Origin of the sequence: Lyngbya sp. PCC 8106 (assembly GCF_000169095.1) — a bacterium.
Taxonomy (GTDB): Bacteria; Cyanobacteriota; Cyanobacteriia; order Cyanobacteriales; family Microcoleaceae; genus Capilliphycus.
In genome coordinates, this window is sequence record NZ_AAVU01000002.1 from 17,341 (window position 1) to 40,355 (window position 23,015).

Genomic DNA, 23,015 nt, shown 5'->3' on the forward strand with positions numbered 1-23,015 from the left:
TTTGAATTATTGCACTTATTCTTGAAGATTATAACGGTTTCTGGGCGGATCAGCATCTCGATCAGAGATTCAAGAAATAAAGTTATTTTATTTTAGTAAATTAAATAATATTCTTAATTATAATTGGAGTTTAATCATCCGTTTTATTCATTTGTTCAGCCGTATATAAACCCACTAATCGAGCTAAAAAAATCGCTGTATACATTTGTCCGATCAGTGCTTCTAAATTGGAAAACATCATTACTTGATAATTTTGTGGTAAAATATCGCCATATCCTAATGTTGTTAACGTTGTAAAACTATAGTAGAGGAAGATATTAAAAATATTTGTTTTTTGTAAGTTAATAGCTGCTGAAAAAGAATCGCTATTTAATAAAAAGAGAAGATCATAAAAGAATGCCCATAAAATCCCAATTAAAAGATAAATACAAATTCCCCCTCGAATCGTATCGCTTCCTACTTTTTGAGCGGAGGAAATTCGCTTACCAATTACCAGAATAGCTAAACTTATAAAAATAATCTCAATAATCCGATTGACTAAAATTAAGCTTTCAATCCAGCTTGGAATGAAATTATATTGAGCGATAATTCCACAGAGAAAAGCTAAAAACGCCAGCGATACATAAACCAAAAAGGTTACTTTATTAAGATTAAATGTATTAATAATTAGGAGCAGAGTCGAAAGAAATGTAATTGAGATAATGACTGATCCCCATGTACTGCTTTCTAAAAATGGAGAACTAATCAACAAGAAAATTAGAACACCTAATAATCGAGTATATTTAGTTTGAGATAAATTTTTCTGAGAGAAGGATGGAAAGAATCTCATATATTCTGAGATAAAAAGTAGTATTCAACGTGGAGTCAACTGTACTGCTCAGTAAATTTACGGAGAGAAGTTTATTGTTCTCTGATTATACAGAAAACTATACATGAAACTATACAGAATCTTGTACCTGTTCAGCATAATCTTTGAGTTTATTGGCAAACTCATCGCTGTTAATCAGTTGAGTCAGTTGACTGGCCGCTTTTTGGACTCGCTGAATATATTCCAACTTTTTCTCCTCAGACCAACTATTATTGTACCGACTCAATAATTCGGCTGAAATTAAAATTGTCGTCAAAGGGGTACGCAGTTCGTGGTTAACGACGGCGATGAAAGATTGATGATGATTGGGACTGAGTGGAGAAGTATTCATGGTTAAGCTGATCCATTATCACGAACAGTCTATACTTCTCTATCATAAACGGAAATCAAATTAACTTCATCCGAAAAAATACGGAATAAAAAAAGTGATTTTGAACAGCGATCGCAAAACAGACTATCGTTGTAAACTTCGAGGATCAAGAGCATCTCGTAGTCCATCGCCAAGTAAATTAAACGCCAGTACGGTCAAAATAATCAGTAGAGCAGGAGGTAAAATCAACCAGGGTTGTAAGACTAAAATAGAAGCATTTGTTGCCGATGAAAGTAAATTTCCCCAAGAGGGATCGGGTTCTTGAATACCTAAGCCAATTAAACTTAAAACTGACTCAGATACAATAAATCCGGGAATTGCTAATGTTGCAGAGATAATCACATAAGTAGCCGTTTGAGGCAGAATATGACGCCAAATAATATAGAGCGGATTTGCACCCATAGCTTGAGTTGCTTGTACAAATTGTCGCTCTTTAATCGATAAAACTTGCCCACGAATCACCCTAGCTAAACCAGCCCAACTAATAAAAGAAATAATTACAACAATTAATAAATAACGTTGAGCGCTACTCAGTTCACGAGGTAATATAGCGGCTAAAGCCACTAACAAATAAATGCCAGGAATCGTCATTAAGACTTCCACTACACGCATAATCAGCGTATCAGTCCATCCCCCAAAGTAACCTGAAATTCCACCCAAAATCAGACCAATGGGGAAGTAAATTGCAATTCCCACAAAGCCAATACTCAAACTAATTTGACTTCCAAAAATTAAGCGACTAAACTGATCGCGAGCTTGTTCATCGGTTCCTAGAATATGAATTTTACACTCTCCAGTTACTCCGAATAAATGTCGATCTCCGGGAATAATTCCCCAAAGTTTATAGGGGGTTCCGGAGACAAATAACCGGAGCGGACAAGGGTTATCTCTATCAACTCTTAACTGACGTTTTCCGGTTTCAATTTCGACTGGCCCCTGAGTATTGGGATAAACGTGCGGCCCAATAAATTCTCCTTGTTGATTTTGCCAATAAATGGTCGTTGGTGGAAGTAACGCCCCATCAATTTTAGTCTCATAGGCACTGTAGGGGGCGACAAAATCTGCAAAAATCGCACAGAGATAAAATACAATTAAAATAATTGCTCCGAGTCGAGCTAAGGGATTTTTCTTGAGCCGATGCCACCATTTCATATTAATTTTAGATTGAGTTTCAGAGTACGATTAACACCAATTATAATCTACAAGTGATCTAATTATTGACAATCAGGGAGGATTTGTCTTCAGTTTTCTGACTGTTATTATTTTCCCCTTCAACTTCATCTAAAGGATTGGTAAAAAATGAACCCGTCTGGGGAGGTGAAGCTGGATCGAGAATCACTTCAAAAATACTTTTGACCACACCTGTTAATGGAATTGCGAGAATGATACCTAATAATCCACCAATTCTACCCCCAAGTAGGAGAGACGAGAAAATAATCACTGGGCTAAGTCCGGTAATATTTCCCATAATTCGAGGGGTAACAAGATTATCTTTGATTTGCTGAAAGATGATCGCCACAAGCAAAACTTGCAATGCTAACCACCAATCAATAAAAGCGACAATAATGGTCACAGTTCCAATTCCTAATGTCGCCCCGACAAAGGGAATCACTTCTAAAATGCCAATAAATACGGCAAATAATAGAAAGAAGGGAACTTTCAGCAGGAAAAAAGAAATCGTTAAACTCACCGCCATAAATAACCCCAGGATAAACTGACCGACTACAAATCCTTGGAGGTTACGGGCGAGACAATCTGTAAAAATATAGCGAACTTTTGGCGATAAAAAACTGGTAATTCCATCCCATAACCGTTCACCATCGAGTAACATATAAAAAGCAATCACCAGAATCAGAATAAAATCAATAAACCAGTTAAATGTACCTACAACTAATCCTAAACTGGTTGCGGCGATCGCTTCGGCTTTTCCTTGCAAATTAACGAGCAGTTTTTGTTGTAAAATTCCTACATCAATCGGTAAACTTCGTTCTAAACCCCAAGCCTGAAATTCAGCTAACTGTTGCTTTCCAGACTCGATCAAATCGGGTAAGCGGGTAATCAGTTGTCGTCCTTGCATAATCACAGGAGGAACAACCGTTACAGCAATCACAATCACGACTAAAGCAGCAACTAAATAAACCAATGCTGCGGCTAAACCTCGGGGAATTAATCGTTGTAATTTAGCGACTGCATAATTGAGGATAAAAGCAATTAATCCCGCTGTCACTAAAATACTAATCAGTTCACCGATATACTCAAATGCACTAATGGTGAGTCCACTCGCCACTAAAACCAGCACCCATGTGATCAAAGAGTTTTGAACAGGGGAAAACATTCTGTTCATAATTCTAAAGTCTAACGTTTTTAATCAGAATATTCTTGAGAGACAGACCGTTTCTAAGCCTTCGCAACTTGTTCAGCGATGTCGTCATGCTCGACCACAAACACATTAGAATAAAGGTTGGCAACGATCTGCTTTCCTTGTTGTGTGAGGGTCAGATAACGCAAGGCATCTTTAATATAAGGGTAAACGCCATTCCAGTAAAATTTGTGGTAATTTTTTCGTAAATCTCCTGGACTTTTATAGCCCACTTTTTCGTTAAAGCGAGTTTCCTCAAATTCATAAAACAAAGCACTCACCTTTTTCAAGTAGCGAGGATCGCTGAGTTGACCGATTAAATCAGCCCCTCGGACTAAACCGGGATAATTGATGGTATCTTGATGATCGGATTCTTTGGGGATCGGAAAGCGGGTTAGCTCGATATTGCGCTTGATAACTTGTGCATCAATCAGTTTGTGACCTCCAAACCGTTCATCAATAAAGAGTTTAGCTCGATCTACATGATAAGGGGTTAAACTAGCATCAGTGCATCCTTCAGGCAAATTCACCATATCCCCATTGTGTCCGGTGGCATACAACCCTTCTCGATCTTGCCGACAAACCCCCTTAACATAACCAATATCGTGACAAACCAGCGAGATCAAAAAATGGAGCCAGTCTTCACAGGAAACACCCCCTTCTCGGATATGTCTACCGCGTAGGATTTCCTGACCGACCAGAGTGACGAGGATAGTATGTTCAACATCGTGGTACAAAGCATCACTATTGGCAATATTTTCTAAGGCCATGTTACCTGCCCAACCCACAATATCTTCGTAGTCTGACTTATAGCCTCCATAGGTGCGGCGATAGCCCTCTCGAATTTGTCGAACAAAGGTATCAATCAATAATTCAGTTGCGTTGAAAAACATACGAGGTATTGACTTTTTGCAGTCGGTTGTATAAGGGTTAGCGAGATTGATCAGCGGCGTTACAGCCCATCACAACAATTTCGGAAATACAAACAGTGATTGAATTCTGACCCTGATCAACGATGAACTGTCAACTGTTAGCCGCCCTGATCGGGCGATATCTCCCATCAAGTTACACCCAGGTTGTAGAGGCAACTCATCCGGAAAGTTCACAGAGTTTAACGTATCTGATCGGACAAGTGGCTATTTCTAAATTAGACGATAGAAGACCCGATGAGGATCGTTTTGATGGAGAATCATTCCCCTAAAACTGTTAAACTTTCTCTAGTTCAGTCCCCAGGGAATAATCTCGGCGATCGCTAGAATCTCAAGTCCTTTTCAATTTTAATTTAACTTTTTATAACTTTACATAAAATTAATCTCATCTCAATTGTGATCAAATCAACTCAAATACTTGATAGATATCAGTTTCAGTTGATTGACTTGAGAATGAACGACGACGGTAACAACACGCTACAATTAAGAATATTAATAAAAGTCCGTAATGTTAAACATATATTTACAAAATCACAGAACCCTAACCCGGAGGACTCCTTAGTGGCTTATCAAGATATCATGTCTAAACTCAATGATCAAGATCTCCCGTCCCAGAGAGAATCACCCTCTGTTGAGGATGAAAACGATCAGAACAATCAACCCATAGACAATAAAAGCGAACTCAAAGACGAAAATCAGACCCCGACCTCTGACCCCAACTCAGGCCGATGGGGAGGGATGATATCCGGTTTAGGACTAGGTATTCTCGGGACAATAGCGGTGATGCACTTCTATGTTAACCCCAAAACTCAAACCCCAGAACCCACCAACCCGGAAAACCAAGTCATTGAAGTTTCCACCAGTCCAGCTTCTGGGCAAACCGTCACCGTCGCCCCTGTGGAGTTAGCCACCGTTACCCGCCAGTTAGAAGTCACGGGAACCGTCGAAGCCTATGATCTCTTACCTATCCTTCCACAAGCCAGTGGGCTGCAAATTCAAAAGGTTCTCGCCGACGAAGGAGATCTCGTCGAAGCCGGGGAAGTTCTAGCAGTCTTAGATAACTCCATTCTGCGATCGCAAATCGATCAAGCCGAAGCGGGGTTAGCCCGAACCCAAGCCAACCTTAGCAAACTGCAAACGGGTAGCCGTCCCGAACAAATTGCTGCCGCCCAAGCCAAGTTAGATCGGGCTAATGCCCAGTTAGCCGAACTCGAAGCCGGAACCCGTCCGGAGGAAATTGCCGTTGCTCAAGCTAAACTCAATGAAGCCGAAGCCAGACTCGCCGATGCACGTTCAGGGAGTTTGCAAGATGAAATTGCCCAAGCGGTCGCCAGACTCGAAGCCAACAAAGCCGATCTGCAACTGGCTAGCGAACGGGTAAACCGTTATCAAAAGTTAAAAGATCAGGGGGCAGTTTCCGAAGACAGTTTGGAGGAATACTTGCAAAATGAACGCCGACTCCGGGCATTAGTCGATGAGGCTCAAAGACGCATTCAACAGCTTGAACAAAGTCAGCGATCGCAAGTTGATCGCTTAGAAGCAACAGTTGACATGGAACGCCAAGCCCTACGACAGTTGCAAAATGGCGCCCGTCTTGAGGAAATTGCCGCAGCAAGGGCCGAAGTTGCAGAAGTTCGCAGCAATTTGAATGAGTTAATCAATGGAACCCGCTCCGAAGAAATAGCAGTAGCGATCGCCGAAGTTGCCGAAGCCCAGGCACAAGTTCGTTACTACGAAGCCCAGTTAGAAAATACCACTGTTCGCGCCCCGGCAACTGGTATAATTGCCAACCGAGTCGCCCGAATTGGGGATGTCACCAACGGCACCAAAGAACTATTTACAATCATTGCCGAAAATCAGTTAGAACTCCACGCCAAAGTCCCCGAAACTCAACTTTCTCAAGTCAAAATCGGATCGCCTGTCACGATCACTTCTGATGCCGACTCCAACTTAAAAGTCCAGGGAACTGTGCGAGAAATTGCGCCGTTAATTGATCCTGAAAGTCGTAAAGCAACCGTTAAAATTGACCTCCCACCTCTCGGGGCTATTTCAGGGTCTTTCTTGCGTCCCGGAATGTTTTTAAGGGCAGCGATCGCCTCCAGCAGCACTCAAGGGTTAAAAATTCCAGCTAAAGCTGTTGTTCCCCAAGCCGACGGAAGTTCAATTGTTTATCGGTTAACCGATACCGAAACCGTAGAAGCAACGACCATTCAAGTCGGTGAAATTCGCGGAAATTTCGGAGAAGATTTAACTCAGGCAAAAGTAGAAATTAAAAGCGGTTTAAATCTGGGTGATCAGGTTGTAGTTTCCGGCGCTGCCTATCTCAAAGATGGTGATGTAGTTAACGTGGTTAGTCCTGAACTCAGTAAATTTTAGATTCACTTACTTCTGATTATTTAAAAATGTCTCAATTTAGTTTATCCGCTTGGTCGATTAAAAGACCTGTTCCCACTTTAGTTTTATTTTTAATCCTGACCTTAGTTGGGTTGATGTCTTTTCCACAGTTGGGAATTGATGACACTCCTAATGTTGATATTCCGGCTGTAAATATTACCGTTACTCAACCCGGGGCCGGGCCGACAGAATTAGAAACTCAAGTTACAAAAAAAGTCGAAGATTCGGTTGCGAGTTTAGGCAATATTGATCGTTTAACCTCAACCGTTCAAGATGGAATTTCAACCACAACGGTTAGCTTTATTTTGGGGACAGATAGCGATCGCGCCACGAATGATGTCCGCAATGCGATCGCCCAAATTCGTCAAGATTTACCCCTAGATATTAACGATCCGGTTGTCCAACGGTTGCGGTTTGCGGGGGGAGTTGTGATCACCTATGCGGTGACATCTCCTCAAAGATCTGTCGAAGAATTGAGTGATTTAGTAGATCGAACTATTAGCCGAGAGTTACTCAATGTTCCGGGGGTGGCGCAAATTCAACGGGAAGGAGGAGTTGATCGCGAAATTCGCATTGAGTTAAACCCAGATCGACTGCAAAGTTTGGGAATTACGGCGACGCAAGTTAATGATCAAATTCGGGCTTTTAATATTAACTTACCTGGAGGGCGATCCCGGTTTGGCGGCACAGAAAAGAGTATTCGTACTTTAGGAAGTGCTAAAACAGTTGAAGCCTTAAGAGATTCTCCGATTGTTCTGCCGTCAGGGGGTTCAATTCCGCTTTCAAGTCTCGCTAATGTGGTTGATGGATTTAGCGAAGTTCGTCAGATTGCCCGTTATTTTGAGGTCGAAAATTCTGGGGCTTCAGATTCTACAGAAGTTGGAGAACCTGTGGTTGCTTTTTCGGTGTTTAGAAGTACAGGTAGCACTTTAGTTACGGTTGAAGAAGGAGTGCGAGAAGCGGTTTCTGAGTTAAAGAAAACTCTACCTGATGATATCAATTTAGAACTTATTCTCACGGATGCTGATTCAATTCGAGATTCCTATCAAGCCTCAATTGATGCGTTAGTTTTGGGATCATTTTTAACCGTGATTGTCGTCGGTGTATTTTTGCGGAATTGGCGACCTACATTAATTACAGCGATTGCTTTACCTCTCTCAATTTTACCCACATTTATGGTCATGAAGCTATTGGGATATACCCTCAATAGTATGACCTTATTAGCCTTAGCTTTGGCAATGGGAAACTTGGTTGATGATGCGATCTGTATGATGGAAAATATCGACCAACACGTTGAAATGGGTAAAACACCCTTTCAAGCTGCCCTTGATGCTTCTGAAGAAATTGGGTTAGCGGTGGTCGCAACGACAGCAACCATTGTCGCTGTGTTTATACCCGTTGCCTTTATGGGGGGTGTTCCGGGTCAATTCTTTCAGCCTTTTGGCGTAACAGTTGCCGTTTCAACAATGTTTTCAACCCTAGTCGCCTGTACCATGACCCCGATGTTAGGCGCGAGGTTATTAAAGCCCAAAAAGTCAAAAGAGTTAACGGTTTCTGATTATCAATTAGCCCAAAATCGGATTCATCCTTATCGAAATTTATTACGTTTTTCATTAAGAAATAAAGTTTTAACGTTAGCAGTTGCCGTTGTATTTTTTATCGGTAGCTTGCAGTTAGTTCCAATGATTCCCAAGGGATTATTTGATAGCGGGGATACTGGGTTAAGCAAAGTATCCATTGAACTTCCGCCTGGTTCTACGTTGCAGGAACTCGATAAAACCGCCCAACAAACAACAGCGTTAATTGGAGAAAATTCAGCAGTTGTAAATGTATTAGCCGTAGTGGGTAGCGGGGGTGATAGTGATTCTGGGGTGAATAAAGGAACGCTTTATGTTAATCTTAAATCTCGGGAAGAACGGGATATTTCCCAACAAGAATTTGAACAGCAAATGCGCCTAAAGTTTGAACAAGTTCCCGGCGCAAGAATTAGTTTTATGGCTGAAGGTGCTGGTGGTGGAGGTAAAGATCTGTCAATTGTTTTAACGAGTGAAAACCCTCAAGCTTTGACTCAAGTGGCGAATGATTTAGAACGTCAAATGCGAGAAATTTCGGGTTTAGTAGAAGTGACATCTAGTGCAAGTTTAGTCAAGCCAGAAATTCTGATTAAACCTGATTTAGAAAGGGCGGGAGATTTGGGTGTTTCAGTACAATCAATCGCTCGTACTGCCAGACTCGCAACGTTAGGCGACAATGAATCCAATTTAGCAAAGTTTGATTTAGCCGATCGTCAAATTCCGATTCGAGTTCAATTAGCAGAAGAATTTAGAAATGATTTTGATATGATTCGGAATCTACAAATTCCCAGTCAAACGGGTAATTTAGTCCCCTTATCTGCTGTTGCTGAACTGACAATTGGTAGTGGGCCAGCAACAGTTGATCGATTTGATCGGGCGCGTCAGGTTTCGATAGAAGCAAATTTACAAGGGATTTCTTTAGGCGATGCGTTAGCGAAAGTTCAAGCTTTACCTGCGATGAATCCCCTTCCCTCTGATGTCGAAGAAAAGTCAGATGGAGATGCCAAAATTATGATTGATATCTTCACTCGATTTTTGAGTGCGTTGGGTTTAGCGGTATTAGGAATTTATGCGATTTTGGTATTGTTATACAACAATTTTTTACTACCCTTTTCGATTTTAATGGCGTTACCGCTATCAATTGGGGGTGCATTATTAGGGTTGTTGTTGACGCAGAAAGAGTTAGGATTATTTGCTTTAATTGGGATTGTATTGTTAATGGGATTAGTCACCAAAAATGCGATTTTATTGGTAGATTGTTCCCTCGCTAATGAACGAGACGGAAAGCCTCAATTTTATGCAGTGATTGAAGCCGGAGTCTCTCGTCTAAGACCCATTTTGATGACCACACTTTCGACGATAGCGGGAATGATTCCGATTGCGTTAGAATTGGGCGCAGGTTCTCAAACTCGTAGTCCGATGGCAATTGCAGTAATTGGCGGAATGACAACTTCTACACTGTTAACTTTGGTTATTGTTCCGGTTTGGTTTACTTACGTTGACGGCTTTCAACATCGACTTCAGAATCTATTTACAGGCAAAAAACGGAAAGCTAAACGTTCTTCTAAGTCTAAAAACTCAAAAGCTAAACTTCCGATCACAGATTAATCAGAATTCAGACTAGAGTTGAACGGATCAATAATAAACTAAAGCTTAAAAAATCAATAATTTTTAAGTCTAAAGTATACTTATTAATTTTTTCATAAAAACTTTAGTCTGATCCCGTACCCAAGAAGCTGAAGTTTTGAATGAGGTACAAATCAAGTTAGATTGAATCTAATTTATTTTTTCTATTGATTCAGAGGTAAAAATCATAGATAATTGATCATCATCTATATTTTTGTCTATTAACATGAATTCACCGACTGCAACAATATTATTATCTTGTCCCGATCAACAGGGATTAGTAGCAAAAATTGCGAATTTTATTTATTCTAATGGCGGAAATATTATTCATGCTGATCAGCATACAGATTTTGCGTCAGGAGTCTTTCTAACTCGCATAGAATGGCAATTAGAAGGATTTAACTTACCGCGAGAAGTAATTAACCCGGCATTTGGGGCAATTGCTAAACCGTTAGCGGCTAATTGGCAACTACATTTTTCGGATAAAATTCCTCGAATTGCAATTTGGATCACGAAACAAGATCATTGTTTATTAGATTTATTGTGGCGATGGCAAGCTAAAGAAATGGCTGTAGAAATTCCAGTGATTATTAGCAATCATACTGATTTAAAGTCTTTAGCTGAACAATTTGGGATTGATTTTTATCACATTCCTATTACTAAAACCAATAAAAAAGAACAAGAAATTAAACAGTTAGAGATTTTAAAACAATATCAAATTGATCTGGTTGTTTTAGCCAAATATATGCAAATTTTGAGTTCAACCTTTGTCGCTCAATTTCCAAATATTATTAACATTCATCACTCATTTTTACCTGCATTTCCCGGTGCAAATCCCTATCAACGGGCTTACACGAGAGGCGTTAAAATTATTGGGGCAACCGCTCATTATGTGACTGAAGATTTAGATGAAGGCCCGATCATTGAGCAAGATGTTGTCCGAGTGAGTCATCGAGATGCGATCGCAGATTTGATTCGTAAAGGTAAAGATTTAGAACGATTAGTATTAGCAAGAGCAGTTAGACTACACTTACAAAATCGGGTATTAGTTTATAACAATCGAACTGTGGTTTTTGAGTAAACTTGATTAATTGTATTAAAATTATGATTGTCCCATCAAAATAAATCCCGCCCATTCAAGAGGTTTAGGATGTTTTTTTATGGTTTCAATCATCGCTTGACGCAAAGCAAAGGAACAATTGACAGTCGAGTTCAAGGCTCAGGTGCAAACAATGAACGCATCGCCGGACAGGGAAATGCAGGGAGTATTACCTTCAATATTACGGAGTCAATGACCTTGAATGAAGCCTATATTAATGCTAATATTGGTAATAATGTTTTAGGAAATAGTGGCTTCATAGAAATTCAATCGGGTTCCTTGTTAATGAGGGGAGGTTCTCAACTCAATTCTAATACTTCAGGAGGCAGTTTTGAGCAACCCTCACAAGCGGGAGAAGTCCGATTAAATATTCGCGCTCACCTGAATTTAGAAGGACTAGGAACTACTGTATATCCCGCCCAGCAAACTAAAATTACTACCGAAGTTGATAATGGCGGAATTGGAGAAGATGGACAAGTCAAAAGTTATCGATCCCGCCGCATTAATTGCTGAATATCCCTGCAAACAAGGCTCAGAAAGTGAGTTTATTATTACCGGACGAGGAGGAATACCAACGACACCTGATAATCGGTTTACAGGTGAAAATGTGCGGGTAGAATTAGTTAATCCGAGTTTTGAAAAAGATTTAATAGAAGATTCCGGAGCAGTTCAGCAACCGATTGAAGAAAAGGTTTCTAGTGCTAATATTATTCCCGCTAGAGGATGGATTCGCACGGCTAACGGTGAGATTATTTTAGTCAGTTATGACCCCACTCGTCGCGGAATTCGACGTCAACCGCGCAACTCCGGTATTTGTTCACCTTCTTCTGAAGAGTCAGAAATGAACTCAAAAATCGAATAAAAAAATCGAACTTTCTAATTAATCTTGTCGTCAAAGAGAGAATTAGGGGTAGGATACTGAGGGGGAAAATCACTCTAGCATTTCTCTGGAGATTCTAGCTATGATTAACCTAACCTCTCTTTTGTTCATTTTAGCGAACCCATTACAGCAGAATAAAAGTGCAATCGCTTTATTGTTGCGTAGGATGGTCTAAACAGAGATTAAACCAACCCGGAGATTTACCTGAATGCCTTTCACAAAATCTATTGATACTTCCCCTACTCAAACTTTGAATTTAACTCAAAATCCTTTAACTTCTGAACAATTTCAACAGTTTCAATCTCATTTATTAGAGTCAACTTTTACTCCTTCAAGTTATTCTTCTAATCAATTTTTTGTGGGAAGTTCTATCAATCTTTTTTTTGATCCGCGTCATCCCCGACAGTTTAAACGTCCGGATTGGTTTGGTGTTGTTGGAGTCGATAAACTTTATCAAGGTAAAAATATTCGCCGATCCTATGTAAGTTGGCAAGAATCTTTTAATCCTTTTATTGTGATTGAATTTCTGGCTGATGAAACCGCCACAGAAGATTTAGGTCAAACTCCGGTTGGTATAGATACTATTCCGACAAAATGGGATGTTTATGAACAGTTTCTTCGGATTCCCTATTATATTTTGTTTGATCCTGAAAACAATAAATTAGAAGCATTTCATTTGGTGGGAAGTCGCTACGAACAACTCGAACCCACTGATCAACAACGAATTTGGATACCGGGTTTAGAGTTAGGATTAGGGTTATGGGAAGGTGTTTATCAGGGGATTGAACGGCAATGGTTACGCTGGTCTGATGTTCGAGGAAGTTGGATAGAAGTTCCGAAGAATAAACAGCCAATTTCTCAACCGAAGTCCGAACAAATTCAAAAACGAAAACTAATTGATCAACAGCAAAAAATTGGACAAAAGTTAAGAGAAAATTTAAAAAATATTGGACAAAAAATCGATTCAATCTAGTCATTTATTGCGTGAGTTAGATGAGCCTAACGTATCTTTGTTTTATTGTTGATTAGAAAAGATCAGTGATACTATCTCTAACTCATGCTAAAATTTTGATCGAATGAATTTTTGATCAAAACGTGCTGAAGTTTATTGACTTATTTGCTGGAATAGGGGGGTTAAGATTAGGATTTGAACGGGGAATAGCATCTCTGGGGTTGAGAGGTGAATGCTTGCTTGCTAGTGAAATTGATGCGGAAGCCAGTCAAGTCTATTCTCAAAATTTTCTACACGTTCCTGAAGGAGATATTCGTCAGATCAAGTCTTTACCGAAACATGATGTTTTACTGGCTGGTTTTCCTTGTCAGTCCTTTTCTTATGCCGGAAAAAAACAAGGTTTTGGGGAGATTCGCGGAACGCTATTTTTTGAAATCATGCGGCTAATTGACACCAATCAGCCTAAAGTTTTAATCCTAGAAAATGTCCGGGGTTTAACTACCCATGATCACGGCAAAACCTTCGCAACAATTAAACATGAGATACAATTAAGAGGCTACAGTTTTTATCAATTTATTCTCAATAGTGTTAATTTTGGTTTACCTCAAAATCGAGTCAGAGTTTACATGATTGGAGTCTTAAACGCCTCTCCTCAATTTAACCTAATTTCTGACTTAGGGCCGAAAGATTCCCACAGTTATAATGCAGTTCAGCTTAACCTTTTTAGCTTACAACATTTTCCGCCAAAAGTCAAAGATATTCTTGAAGAAAATCCCGATTCATCCTTTGATTGTTCACCCGAATTTTCACAAGCTTTAAACAAAGTTGTTCAGGGAGATCTTAACAAGTTACATGGCGTGCGGTTAATAGACTATCGGGGTGGAAATTCTATTCATTCTTGGGAGTTGGGGTTGCGAGGAAAATGCAGCGAAGACGAAATCAAATTAATGAATTTATTGATTACCGAAAGACGCAAGAAAAAATTTGGTAAACATCAAGATGGGAAACAACTCACCCGCGAACAAATTGCCAGTTTTTTTGAACATCCAAAATTAACTCATCTTTTAGAATCTCTCGTCAGTAAACGTTATTTAAAAGTAATTAACGGACAGTATAAACCCGTTTCAGGTAACTTTTCTTTTGAAGTCTATAAATTTCTTGATCCGGAGAAAGTATCTGTTACATTAGTTGCCAGTGATGCTAACCGAATAGGTGTTTATCATCAGAATAGAGTTCGGAGAATTACCCCCAGAGAAGCCGCCCGTTTACAGGGATTTCCAGATGACTTTCAACTCCATCCTAACCTAACCAAAGCCTTTTATCAACTGGGAAACTCAGTGAGTATTAATGTAATTACTGCGATTACTCAAGATGTGATTGCCCAGGTTTTTAAGAATAATTGTCCTGAACTTCCTCAACTTAACCTGAATCAACAACAAGAAAATGTTTATTCTATTGCCGAGTTGAACCCTATATGCCATGATAGAGAATAAGTCAGAACTTGGTGGAAAGATGGCTCAAAATCTCGTTTCTGTTGATCGACTCAGACAGCTAACTAATCTATCGATAGAAACTCTAGAATCTCTGCTCAAAAGTCCCGATGTTTCTTCCCAACAAAAAGCAGAGATAGCCTTTAAAATCTTAGAACTGGTGGGTGTGTCTCCAGAAACTTTGATCTCTCCTGCTGTTTCTCCGAAAACAAACGGATTTTCACCCCAACCGACACCCCAAGCCGATCCTATTCCCGCCCCTGACTATCAATCAGTTATCCAGAAAGAATCGCTATTTTTAGCGGGTGATCATGTTTTTATTGAAAACTTTTTATCTCCGGAAGAAAACCAAGAAATCTTAAAAATTGCCCTCAGTAAAAGCGATCAATTTATCGGTTCTACCACCACAACTCAAGCTGTAAACTATCGTCAGTCTTCGATTTTGTATGCGACTCTATTTCCCGAATTTTATAACTTGATGAGAAACAAAATCTTAAACGCTTTACCCGACATTTTACCCCAACTCAATCATCAACCTTTTAACGTTTCTCAAGTCGAAATGCAACTCACCGCCCACAATGACGGTTGCTTTTATAAAATTCATAACGACTCGGGAAGCGAAAAAACCTACACTCGCACCCTCACCTATGTCTATTATTTCCATCAAGAACCCAAACAATTTTCTGGGGGAGAATTAAGACTCTATGAAACCGAACTCAAAAACGGTTCAGCCATTAGTCAAGGTCAATATAAAACCATAGAACCCCGCAATAATAGTATTGTCTTATTTGATAGTCGCTGCAAACATGAAGTTATGCCCGTTCGTTGTCCGTCTCAGCGCTTTGAAGATGGACGTTTTACCCTCAACGGTTGGTTACGACGCCCCGACAATTAATCACGTCTTCAAAGCTCAAAAGTAAAATATGAGTTAATATTAGGACACTTTAGCAATCAGAACTCATTACTTCAAAAAAACCTTGAAATATCCCTCCTCTCCAGTGAAAATTTGAGGGGGGATATATCTGGCGCTAGGACTTCTGAGGCTCGAAGAATTTAAATACCTACAAAGTCATTTGCTGTTAAACTTGTCGCATCCACACTAACTAAGGTTGCCAACACCTCTGAAGTTGAAGTCAAGATAATATTACTACCCGAGAAAGACAGGTCGCCAAATCCGATGCCACCGGACAAACCGATGCTGTCAGGAGTATCGAAGTCGGTAATGGTATCAGTTCCATTGCCGGGGGCGAGGACAAATACATCTGGTCCCGAACCACCCGTTAAGATGTCGTTGCCAAGACCGCCATCGAGGAGATCTGGGCCGTTATCGCTACCGTCACCGCCCAAAGTGTCATCGCCGTCACCTCCGTAGAGTTCATCGGCGCCGTTACCGCCGGACATCCAATCGTTACCCCCAGTACCGATGAGGGTATCTTTCCCATTTCCGCCATTGAACATACCTCCGACTTCGACTGCCACAGAACCAATATCTGTGTCAGTACCATCGGAAACGGTATACTCAAAACTGGCAGTACCGCTGAATCCGGAGGTCGGAGTGAACACCACATCCCCATTAGCATCCAAGGCAACAGTACCGTTGAGGGGATTACTGACTTCGGTCAGGGTGAGAGGGTCGCCATCTTCGTCGGTGTCGTTGGCGAGTAGGTCGGCAGCAAGGATTGTCTGGGAACTGTTTTGAGCGGCAGTTGCACTATCATCAACGGCAACTGGTGCAATGTTCAGTGGTGCGAACTCAAATGCAAAGTCATCATAACCAATCCCACCCACATCTGTGATGGTATTAACATTAATGCGGGTAACGTTTGTGAATGATGATAAATCCACAAGCTCTGGGGTAAAAATGTTACCATCCGTGATCAGATCGACAGTTGTAGTCAATCCATCGGCGGTATAAACATCGATGAGTGCGGCTGTACCATTGGTGTTATCGCCAATCGTGAAAAACGAAAAATTATTGACGGGTGACTCGAAAGCAACGTCAAGGGTTAGGTTTCCATTCAACCCGCCATTTTCGAATGTACCGATTATGTTGGGTGCAGAGGTTCCGAATAATGCTGCAATTGGAATTGCTACAACAGACCCCGGATCGGTTGAAAATGTGACTCCAGAATATTGATCGCTGACGACTGTATTTCCGGCTAACTCATCGAAATTTATGATTGTTGTCATTTATGGGGTTGCTTACCTGCTGTTTAAAACATACAAGTTAAACTTTCTTTGAACAACTCAAAAAATACCACTACCTTCATCAAAGCTTTACATTGGTGGAAATCAAGTGGTGAAAATTTGAGGATGTCGTTAGCTGCGATTGCTCGGGTAACTGGAGTTTCTTGACACTGTTTTGCCAAGGCGCGGGCGCATCAATTTAAGTTAACCGTCAGTCACGGACGGAGCTTGTGTCCCGCTTTTCTTGGTCAAAAGCAAAAAAAACAATGGATTTTGCTTGCAATTGACGCATTGACATACTCCCCATTTCTAAAGAAAGGGGATTCTTAGCTATTGCTAATTCTTGGTTCATCAACACCACTTATTAAGTCGGATATCTCCTCGTCAACAGAGGCGGAAGTCACGCCCTCGCTTTCCGCTCAACTTCGGTAACTTTCTATCTCTAGAGAGCTAGCTAGAATGAGGAGGCGATCGCATTTTACCCCGTGCGGAAACGCCAAATTAAACCGGAAGACAACTCAGACTCTATCTAAAATGCAAAAAGAGGACTCCCGTTATATTTCTCCCGAAAAAGACTCATAGAAATTAACGGGAGATGACTCGCGCGTGCTTTAGGCGAGGAAACCTCGCCAAGTTCGCTCGTCTTTTTGCCAACAAATAAACCGACCTACGGGAGACAGCTTACACAAGTTTACATATTGTGTAGATTAAACTAAAGTAAGAGAAGTATTAACAGTGGTCGAACTAATGCTTACCTTGACTTACGAGTACAAGCTAATCCCAGACAGACAGCAAATTGAGGTAATAGAGCATACCTTGAGTGAAGGCCCTTCGGTCTGGAATTATGCTTTACGTGAGCGTAAAGATTGGTTGGCTTCTCGAAAATCCCCTGTTAACGCTTGTTCATTAAAACAGGAGTATATTATTTCTCCTGATGCTCCTTATCCCAATTATCACAATCAAGCTAAATCATTAACAAAAGCTAAGAAGATTAACGAAGTTCTCAAATCAGTTAATGCTCAAGTTCTACAGCAAGTTTTAAGAACTTTAGATAGGGCTTTTGCTGATATGCAGTCTAAAAAGTTAGGCTTTCCTCGCTTTAAAAACAAGTACAGGATGCGGTCTTATGCGTATCCTCAAATGCTTAAAAACTGTGTCAAAGGCAATCAAATTAAGTTACCACAACTAGGGTGGGTGAAGTTCAGGAAGTCCAGAGAAATACCTGATGGGTTTGAATTAAAACAAGCTCGCATTGTTAGGAGAGCATCAGGCTACTTTGTGATGCTTTCTCTGCAATTAGATATCAGTATTCCTGACGTTCCGTTTCACGGACATCCATTAGGAATTGACTTAGGCTTAGACAAATTTCTGGCTACAAGCGATGGTGAACTTGTGGATAGACCAAGATTCTTAAACCAGCTACAACGCAAGCGGAAGTTGCTGCAACGTAGGTTAAGGAATAAGAAGAAAGGCTCTAACAATCGACAGAAGTTAAATCAAAAAATAGCTAGATTACATCAACGAATTTCTGACACTCGTAAAGACTGGCATTTTAAGTTAGCTCATCACCTTTGTGACCAAGCTCAATCGATATTTATTGAGGATATTAATTTTATCTCTTGGGCAAAAGGGATGTTTGGGAAACATACTTTAGATGCTTCTTTTGGACAATTTGTAACCCTTCTCAACTGGGTAGCTTGGAAACGAGATGTTTTTGTTGCCAAAGTTGACAAAAATTATACATCTCAAATTTGTCCTAATTGTGGTTTTTATGCAGGTAAAAAACTGTTATCTGAAAGAGAACATAATTGTCCTGAATGTGGATATAAAACTCACAGAGATGTAGCAGCAGCCCAAATAATCAGAAATCGTGGTGTAGAAGAATATGCGCTCTTAGCATAGCGTATCTGAAAATGCCTGTGGAGATGGTCTGACGGGGGTCGTAAGGCTTAGTCAAGAATCTGTGAAACAGGAAATCTTAAATGTAAATTTAAGAATCCCCCGTTATAGCGACATAGGAGCTTAACGGTGGGAGTATGTCAACTTTTGAATCAACCTTCTGTGGCAATCTAAGCTAAAATGCCTTGTGACCTGCATTAAAATTAGAGACTAATGACGGATCGAACTGTAGCCCCCTATGGATCTTGGAAATCTCCCATTACTGCCGATCTAATTGTAGCGGGAACGGTTGGACTCGGAAGTGTTGCTTGGGATGGGGAAGATATCTACTGGCTGGAAGGACGTCCTTCAGAAGGAGGACGCAATGTATTAGTTCGACTGACTCCCGATGGTAAACAACAAGACGTTACCCCAAAACCCTTTAACGTGCGGACTCGGGTTCACGAATATGGGGGCGGATCATATACTGTTTATCAAGGCATTGTCTATTTCTCTAACTTCATCGATCAACGTCTCTATCGCCAGGTCATTCACAACAGCGCTACTCCTCACGAAGTCACTCCTGAACCCCTGACACTTGATGGAAACTACCGTTACGCCGATGCGGTGATCGATACCCAACGTCAACGGTTAATTTGTGTCCGCGAAGACCACACAGGCGAAGGCGAAGCGGTTAACACCATTGTCAGTATCAACCTGAATAACCCCGAAGATGTCAAAATCTTAGCATCGGGGATGGACTTCTATGCTTCCCCTCGCCTCAACGCTGATCATTCCCAACTGTGTTGGATTAGCTGGAATCATCCGAATATGCCGTGGGATGGTACCGAACTGTGGTTAGCCTCCGTCGAAGCCGATGGTTCTCTCATTAACCCCAAAAAGATCGCTGGTGGTCAAGAAGAATCAATTTTTCAGCCTCAATGGTCGCTGAGAGGTGTACTCTATTTTGTCAGTGATCGTTCTAATTGGTGGAACTTTTACCGTTATCGATCCGGTGAGATCGAACCTCTCTATCCCATCCCGGCTGAGTTTGGCTTACCGCAATGGGTTTTCGGAATGTCTACCTACGGTTTTGCCACTCCCGACGGGATTATCTGTGCCTACACTGAAAAAGGTAACTGCTATCTCGCCACCTTAAACACCCAGTCTCACCAACTACAACAGTTTGATATTCCCTACACAACGATTTCTGGAATCAAAGTTTCTGGAGGCCGTATCCTTTTTATAGGGGGATCTTCGACTGAACCGAGTGCAGTTGTCCGCCTCAACTTTTCCGATGGGGAAATGACGGAATTAAAACGTTCAACCGATCTTGAGATCGACACCAACTATCTGTCTGTTGCTGAATCGATTGAATTTCCCACTGATAACGGTCAAACCGCTTACGGCTTTTTCTATCCGCCCACAAATAAAGACTACACCGCCCCAACAGGCGAAAAACCACCTTTATTAGTCAAAAGTCATGGTGGCCCGACGGCAGCGACATCGAGTAACCTCAGTTTAAAGATTCAATATTGGACGAGTCGAGGGTTTGCTGTCTTGGATGTCAACTATGGCGGAAGTACAGGCTATGGCCGTGAATATCGTCAACGGCTAAAAGACAATTGGGGAATTGTTGATGTCAATGACTGTGCAAATGGGGCGAAATACTTGGCTAAAAAAGGTTTAGTCGATCGCGATCGCATGGCAATTACAGGCGGAAGTGCGGGAGGTTACACCACATTATGCGCCCTGACGTTTACAGATGTGTTTAAAGCCGGGGCGAGTTACTACGGGGTTAGCGACTTAGAAGCATTGGTTAGAGATACACACAAATTTGAGTCGCGCTATTTGGATAATTTAATTGGCCCTTATCCTGAATGCAAGGAAATCTACATTCAGCGATCGCCCATTCATCATACTGAAGGGTTGTCCTGTCCGGTGATTTTCTTTCAAGGTTTAGAAGACAAAGTGGTGCCGCCCAACCAAGCTGAAACTATGGTGGAAGTGTTGAAAGCCAAGGGGTTAACCGTTGAATATGTGGTGTTCCCCGACGAACAACATGGGTTTCGGAAAGCGGAGAATATTAAACGGGCGATCACAGATGAGTTTCGCTTCTATGCCCAGGTATTCGGTTTTGAACCTGCGGACGCTTAAGTTTGGGTTTTGGGTAGACAGAAAGGAAATTTGATCTGTCTATCCAACTGTTATCATTCAATTGTTAAGCCACTAGAAATGGATTTGCCGCCATTAAATCCGACGAATCTACACCCTTAATACAGCTAAAGTTTCACTCTCAAAATTGATGATGGTATCACGATTACTCTGAGTTATCGATAAAGTTTCTGGAGTCAAACCCCCTTCAAGTATCAACAAATCAGTTCCGATTTCAAAATCTAAAAAAGCTACCCTAGAATCTGCTAGAGTAGCTTAAATATTATTGAGTTGTAGATCAGAAAACAGAAATCAACTATGCGATCGCCGCAACCCGAACATCATTATTCGCTAACAAATCTTGCAACTCCTCAGAGTCAACCGTCTCTTTCTCAATCAACATATCTGCTAACTTATTGAGAATCTGACGATTTTCTTCTAACACATTTTTAGCGCGAACATAAGCTTCATCAACTAAGCTACGAACTTCTTCATCAATTGTCGCTGCTGTTTCTTCCGAGAAATCGCGCTCAGACATGATATCACGACCGAGGAAAACATTCCCCTGTTGACGACCTAAAGCTACAGGCCCCAAGCGTTCGCTCATCCCGTAACGAGTAATCATCTGACGAGCAACCCGAGTCACCTGTTGCAAGTCATTAGAAGCGCCAGTTGTGACTTCTTCATGTCCAAAAACAATTTCCTCAGCCAGACGACCTCCCAAAGCGACAGCCATCTGATTTTGTAGATAAGAACGACTGAACAAACCTGAGTCCATCCGATCTTCACTGGGCATAAACCAGGTTAACCCACCCGCACGACCGCGAGGGATAATGCTGATTTTTTGTACGGGGTCATAGTCCGGCATCAACGCACCGACCAAAGCATGACCCGCTTCGTGGAAAGCAACTAGGGTTTTGCGCTTTTCGCTCATCACCCGATCTTTCTTCTCAGGGCCAGCTAACACCCGGTCAATGGCGTCGTTCACCTCATCCATCGAAATTTCAGTTAAATTACGACGAGCGGCTAAAATTGCAGCCTCGTTGAGCAAGTTAGACAGGTCAGCCCCCGTAAACCCAGGAGTCCGACGGGCAATTTTTTCGAGATCTACGTCTTTGGCAAGAGTTTTGCCGCGAGCATGAACCTGCATAATTTCTAGACGACCAGCGAAGTCCGGACGATCAACAACCACTTGACGGTCAAAACGACCCGGACGCATTAACGCCGCATCCAAGACATCGGGACGGTTAGTTGCAGCAATAATGATAATTCCGGTATTGCCTTCAAAACCATCCATCTCGGTGAGTAACTGGTTGAGGGTTTGTTCCCGTTCATCGTTACCGCCACCTAAACCTGCACCCCGTTGACGACCAACAGCATCAATTTCATCGATGAAGACGATACAAGGGGCGTTGGCTTTGGCTTGTTCAAACAGGTCACGTACCCGAGAAGCACCGACACCGACGAACATTTCTACAAATTCTGAACCGGAGATACTGAAGAAAGGAACACCTGCTTCCCCGGCGACAGCCTTAGCCAGAAGGGTTTTACCTGTTCCCGGAGGGCCAACTAACAGCACGCCTTTAGGAATTTTCGCACCAACGGCCGTAAACCGATCGGCGTTTTTCAGGAAGTCTACTACTTCACTCAGTTCGAGTTTAGCCTGTTCAATTCCGGCTACATCCCCAAAGGTGACTTGAGTTTGGGGTTCCATTTGAACTCGGGCTTTAGACTTGCCGAAGTTCATCGCTTGGCTTCCAGGGCCGCTTTGGGCGCGACGCAATAAGAAAAATAAGCCAACTAAAAGTAAAATAGGGAAGAATAAGCTGCTGAGAGCTTTGAACCAGAAACCCTCATCACTTTGGGGCATTACGGAAATGTCAACGTTATTCTGACTGAGAATATCGATCAAGCCGGGATCGGGAGGAAGGTTAACCATGATTTTGGCACCATCCTCGGCGGTCACGAGAGCCTTGGATCGATCAGCGCTCAGGCTGACGCGCTCAACCTGATTATTCTCGACTTCTTGAATAAAGGTGCTATATTTCCAAGTTTCCCGTGTTTGAGGTTGTTTATCAAAAAAGGCTGTTGCCAGAGCGATGACAACAATTGCTAAAAGTGCGTATAAGCCTGCGTTTCTCCAGCGTTTGTTCACCGGGGTCTATCCTCCTAATGTTGCTCCGAGTCCTGTGGACTCTGGTATCTTTTTTATTATGTTTACTAATCTTAACGTATTTTTCATCAATCCTGGGGAT

At 41.5% G+C, this 23,015-nt stretch carries 18 protein-coding genes; 11 read left to right on the forward strand and 7 right to left on the reverse strand.

Going from position 1 to position 23,015, the window contains the following annotated elements:
* Positions 1-130: 130 nt before the first annotated feature.
* From L8106_RS01260 to L8106_RS01280, 5 genes are all read right to left on the reverse strand, one after another.
* The gene (locus tag L8106_RS01260; protein WP_009782340.1) at positions 131-829 is read right to left on the reverse strand and encodes a potassium channel family protein; all 699 of its coding nucleotides are present in this window, start codon (positions 827-829) and stop codon (positions 131-133) included.
* 109 nt (positions 830-938) lie between these two features.
* Positions 939-1,199 carry a histidine kinase dimerization/phospho-acceptor domain-containing protein gene (locus L8106_RS01265; RefSeq protein WP_009782341.1) on the reverse strand — a complete coding sequence of 87 codons (261 nt, stop codon included), beginning with the start codon at positions 1,197-1,199 and terminating at the stop codon, positions 939-941.
* Between the two features lie 123 nt (positions 1,200-1,322).
* Entirely contained in the window at positions 1,323-2,390 is a 1,068-nt protein-coding gene (locus tag L8106_RS01270; RefSeq protein ID WP_009782342.1) for an ABC transporter permease, read from the reverse strand.
* Positions 2,391-2,448: 58 nt separating this feature from the next.
* A complete protein-coding gene (locus L8106_RS01275) occupies positions 2,449-3,582 on the reverse strand; it encodes an AI-2E family transporter (RefSeq protein WP_039895263.1) in 1,134 nt (377 codons plus the stop codon).
* A 53-nt stretch (positions 3,583-3,635) separates the two neighbouring features.
* The gene (locus tag L8106_RS01280) at positions 3,636-4,490 is read right to left on the reverse strand and encodes an Npun_R2479 family HD domain-containing metalloprotein (protein WP_009782344.1); all 855 of its coding nucleotides are present in this window, start codon (positions 4,488-4,490) and stop codon (positions 3,636-3,638) included.
* A gap of 122 nt (positions 4,491-4,612) precedes the next feature.
* On the opposite strand from L8106_RS01280, the gene L8106_RS01285 reads away from it, so the two are divergent.
* From L8106_RS01285 to L8106_RS01325, 9 genes are all read left to right on the forward strand, one after another.
* On the forward strand, positions 4,613-4,798 hold the full coding sequence (locus tag L8106_RS01285; protein ID WP_009782345.1) for a hypothetical protein: 186 nt from the start codon (positions 4,613-4,615) through the stop codon (positions 4,796-4,798).
* A 289-nt stretch (positions 4,799-5,087) separates the two neighbouring features.
* The gene (locus L8106_RS01290) at positions 5,088-6,902 is read left to right on the forward strand and encodes an efflux RND transporter periplasmic adaptor subunit (RefSeq protein WP_009782346.1); all 1,815 of its coding nucleotides are present in this window, start codon (positions 5,088-5,090) and stop codon (positions 6,900-6,902) included.
* 26 nt (positions 6,903-6,928) lie between these two features.
* Positions 6,929-10,102, forward strand: coding sequence for an efflux RND transporter permease subunit (locus L8106_RS01295; RefSeq protein WP_009782347.1), 3,174 nt, complete (start codon positions 6,929-6,931; stop codon positions 10,100-10,102).
* 244 nt (positions 10,103-10,346) lie between these two features.
* Positions 10,347-11,201: a formyltetrahydrofolate deformylase gene (gene purU / locus L8106_RS01300; protein WP_009782348.1), complete on the forward strand. Its 855-nt coding sequence runs from the start codon at positions 10,347-10,349 to the stop codon at positions 11,199-11,201.
* Positions 11,202-11,270: 69 nt separating this feature from the next.
* Positions 11,271-11,732 (forward strand): hypothetical protein, encoded by a 462-nt coding sequence (locus L8106_RS01305; protein ID WP_009782349.1) that lies wholly within the window; start codon positions 11,271-11,273, stop codon positions 11,730-11,732.
* Positions 11,689-12,081: a hypothetical protein gene (locus L8106_RS01310; RefSeq protein WP_009782350.1), complete on the forward strand. Its 393-nt coding sequence runs from the start codon at positions 11,689-11,691 to the stop codon at positions 12,079-12,081. Before L8106_RS01305 ends, L8106_RS01310 begins: the two co-directional genes overlap by 44 nt.
* Positions 12,082-12,307: 226 nt before the next feature.
* Positions 12,308-13,072: a Uma2 family endonuclease gene (locus L8106_RS01315; RefSeq protein WP_009782351.1), complete on the forward strand. Its 765-nt coding sequence runs from the start codon at positions 12,308-12,310 to the stop codon at positions 13,070-13,072.
* 122 nt (positions 13,073-13,194) lie between these two features.
* Complete coding sequence (gene dcm, locus L8106_RS01320; protein WP_009782352.1) at positions 13,195-14,544, forward strand: DNA (cytosine-5-)-methyltransferase; 1,350 nt, start codon at positions 13,195-13,197, stop codon at positions 14,542-14,544.
* Complete coding sequence (locus L8106_RS01325) at positions 14,531-15,436, forward strand: 2OG-Fe(II) oxygenase (RefSeq protein ID WP_009782353.1); 906 nt, start codon at positions 14,531-14,533, stop codon at positions 15,434-15,436. The genes dcm and L8106_RS01325 overlap by 14 nt, the downstream gene beginning before the upstream one ends.
* Before the next feature lie 158 nt (positions 15,437-15,594).
* Here L8106_RS01325 and L8106_RS34330 read toward each other — a convergent pair whose 3' ends face one another.
* Complete coding sequence (locus L8106_RS34330) at positions 15,595-16,731, reverse strand: Ig-like domain-containing protein (RefSeq protein WP_009782354.1); 1,137 nt, start codon at positions 16,729-16,731, stop codon at positions 15,595-15,597.
* Positions 16,732-17,475: 744 nt separating this feature from the next.
* On the opposite strand from L8106_RS34330, the gene L8106_RS01335 reads away from it, so the two are divergent.
* Positions 17,476-18,630 carry an RNA-guided endonuclease TnpB family protein gene (locus tag L8106_RS01335; RefSeq protein ID WP_039895301.1) on the forward strand — a complete coding sequence of 385 codons (1,155 nt, stop codon included), beginning with the start codon at positions 17,476-17,478 and terminating at the stop codon, positions 18,628-18,630.
* Positions 18,631-18,840: 210 nt separating this feature from the next.
* Positions 18,841-20,763, forward strand: a complete 1,923-nt coding sequence (locus L8106_RS01340) for a S9 family peptidase (RefSeq protein WP_009782357.1) — start codon at positions 18,841-18,843, stop codon at positions 20,761-20,763.
* A gap of 313 nt (positions 20,764-21,076) precedes the next feature.
* Here the strand turns inward: L8106_RS01340 and ftsH3 are convergent, their stop codons facing one another.
* Positions 21,077-22,915, reverse strand: a complete 1,839-nt coding sequence (gene ftsH3, locus L8106_RS01345) for an ATP-dependent zinc metalloprotease FtsH3 (protein ID WP_009782358.1) — start codon at positions 22,913-22,915, stop codon at positions 21,077-21,079.
* Positions 22,916-23,015 lie beyond the last annotated feature (100 nt).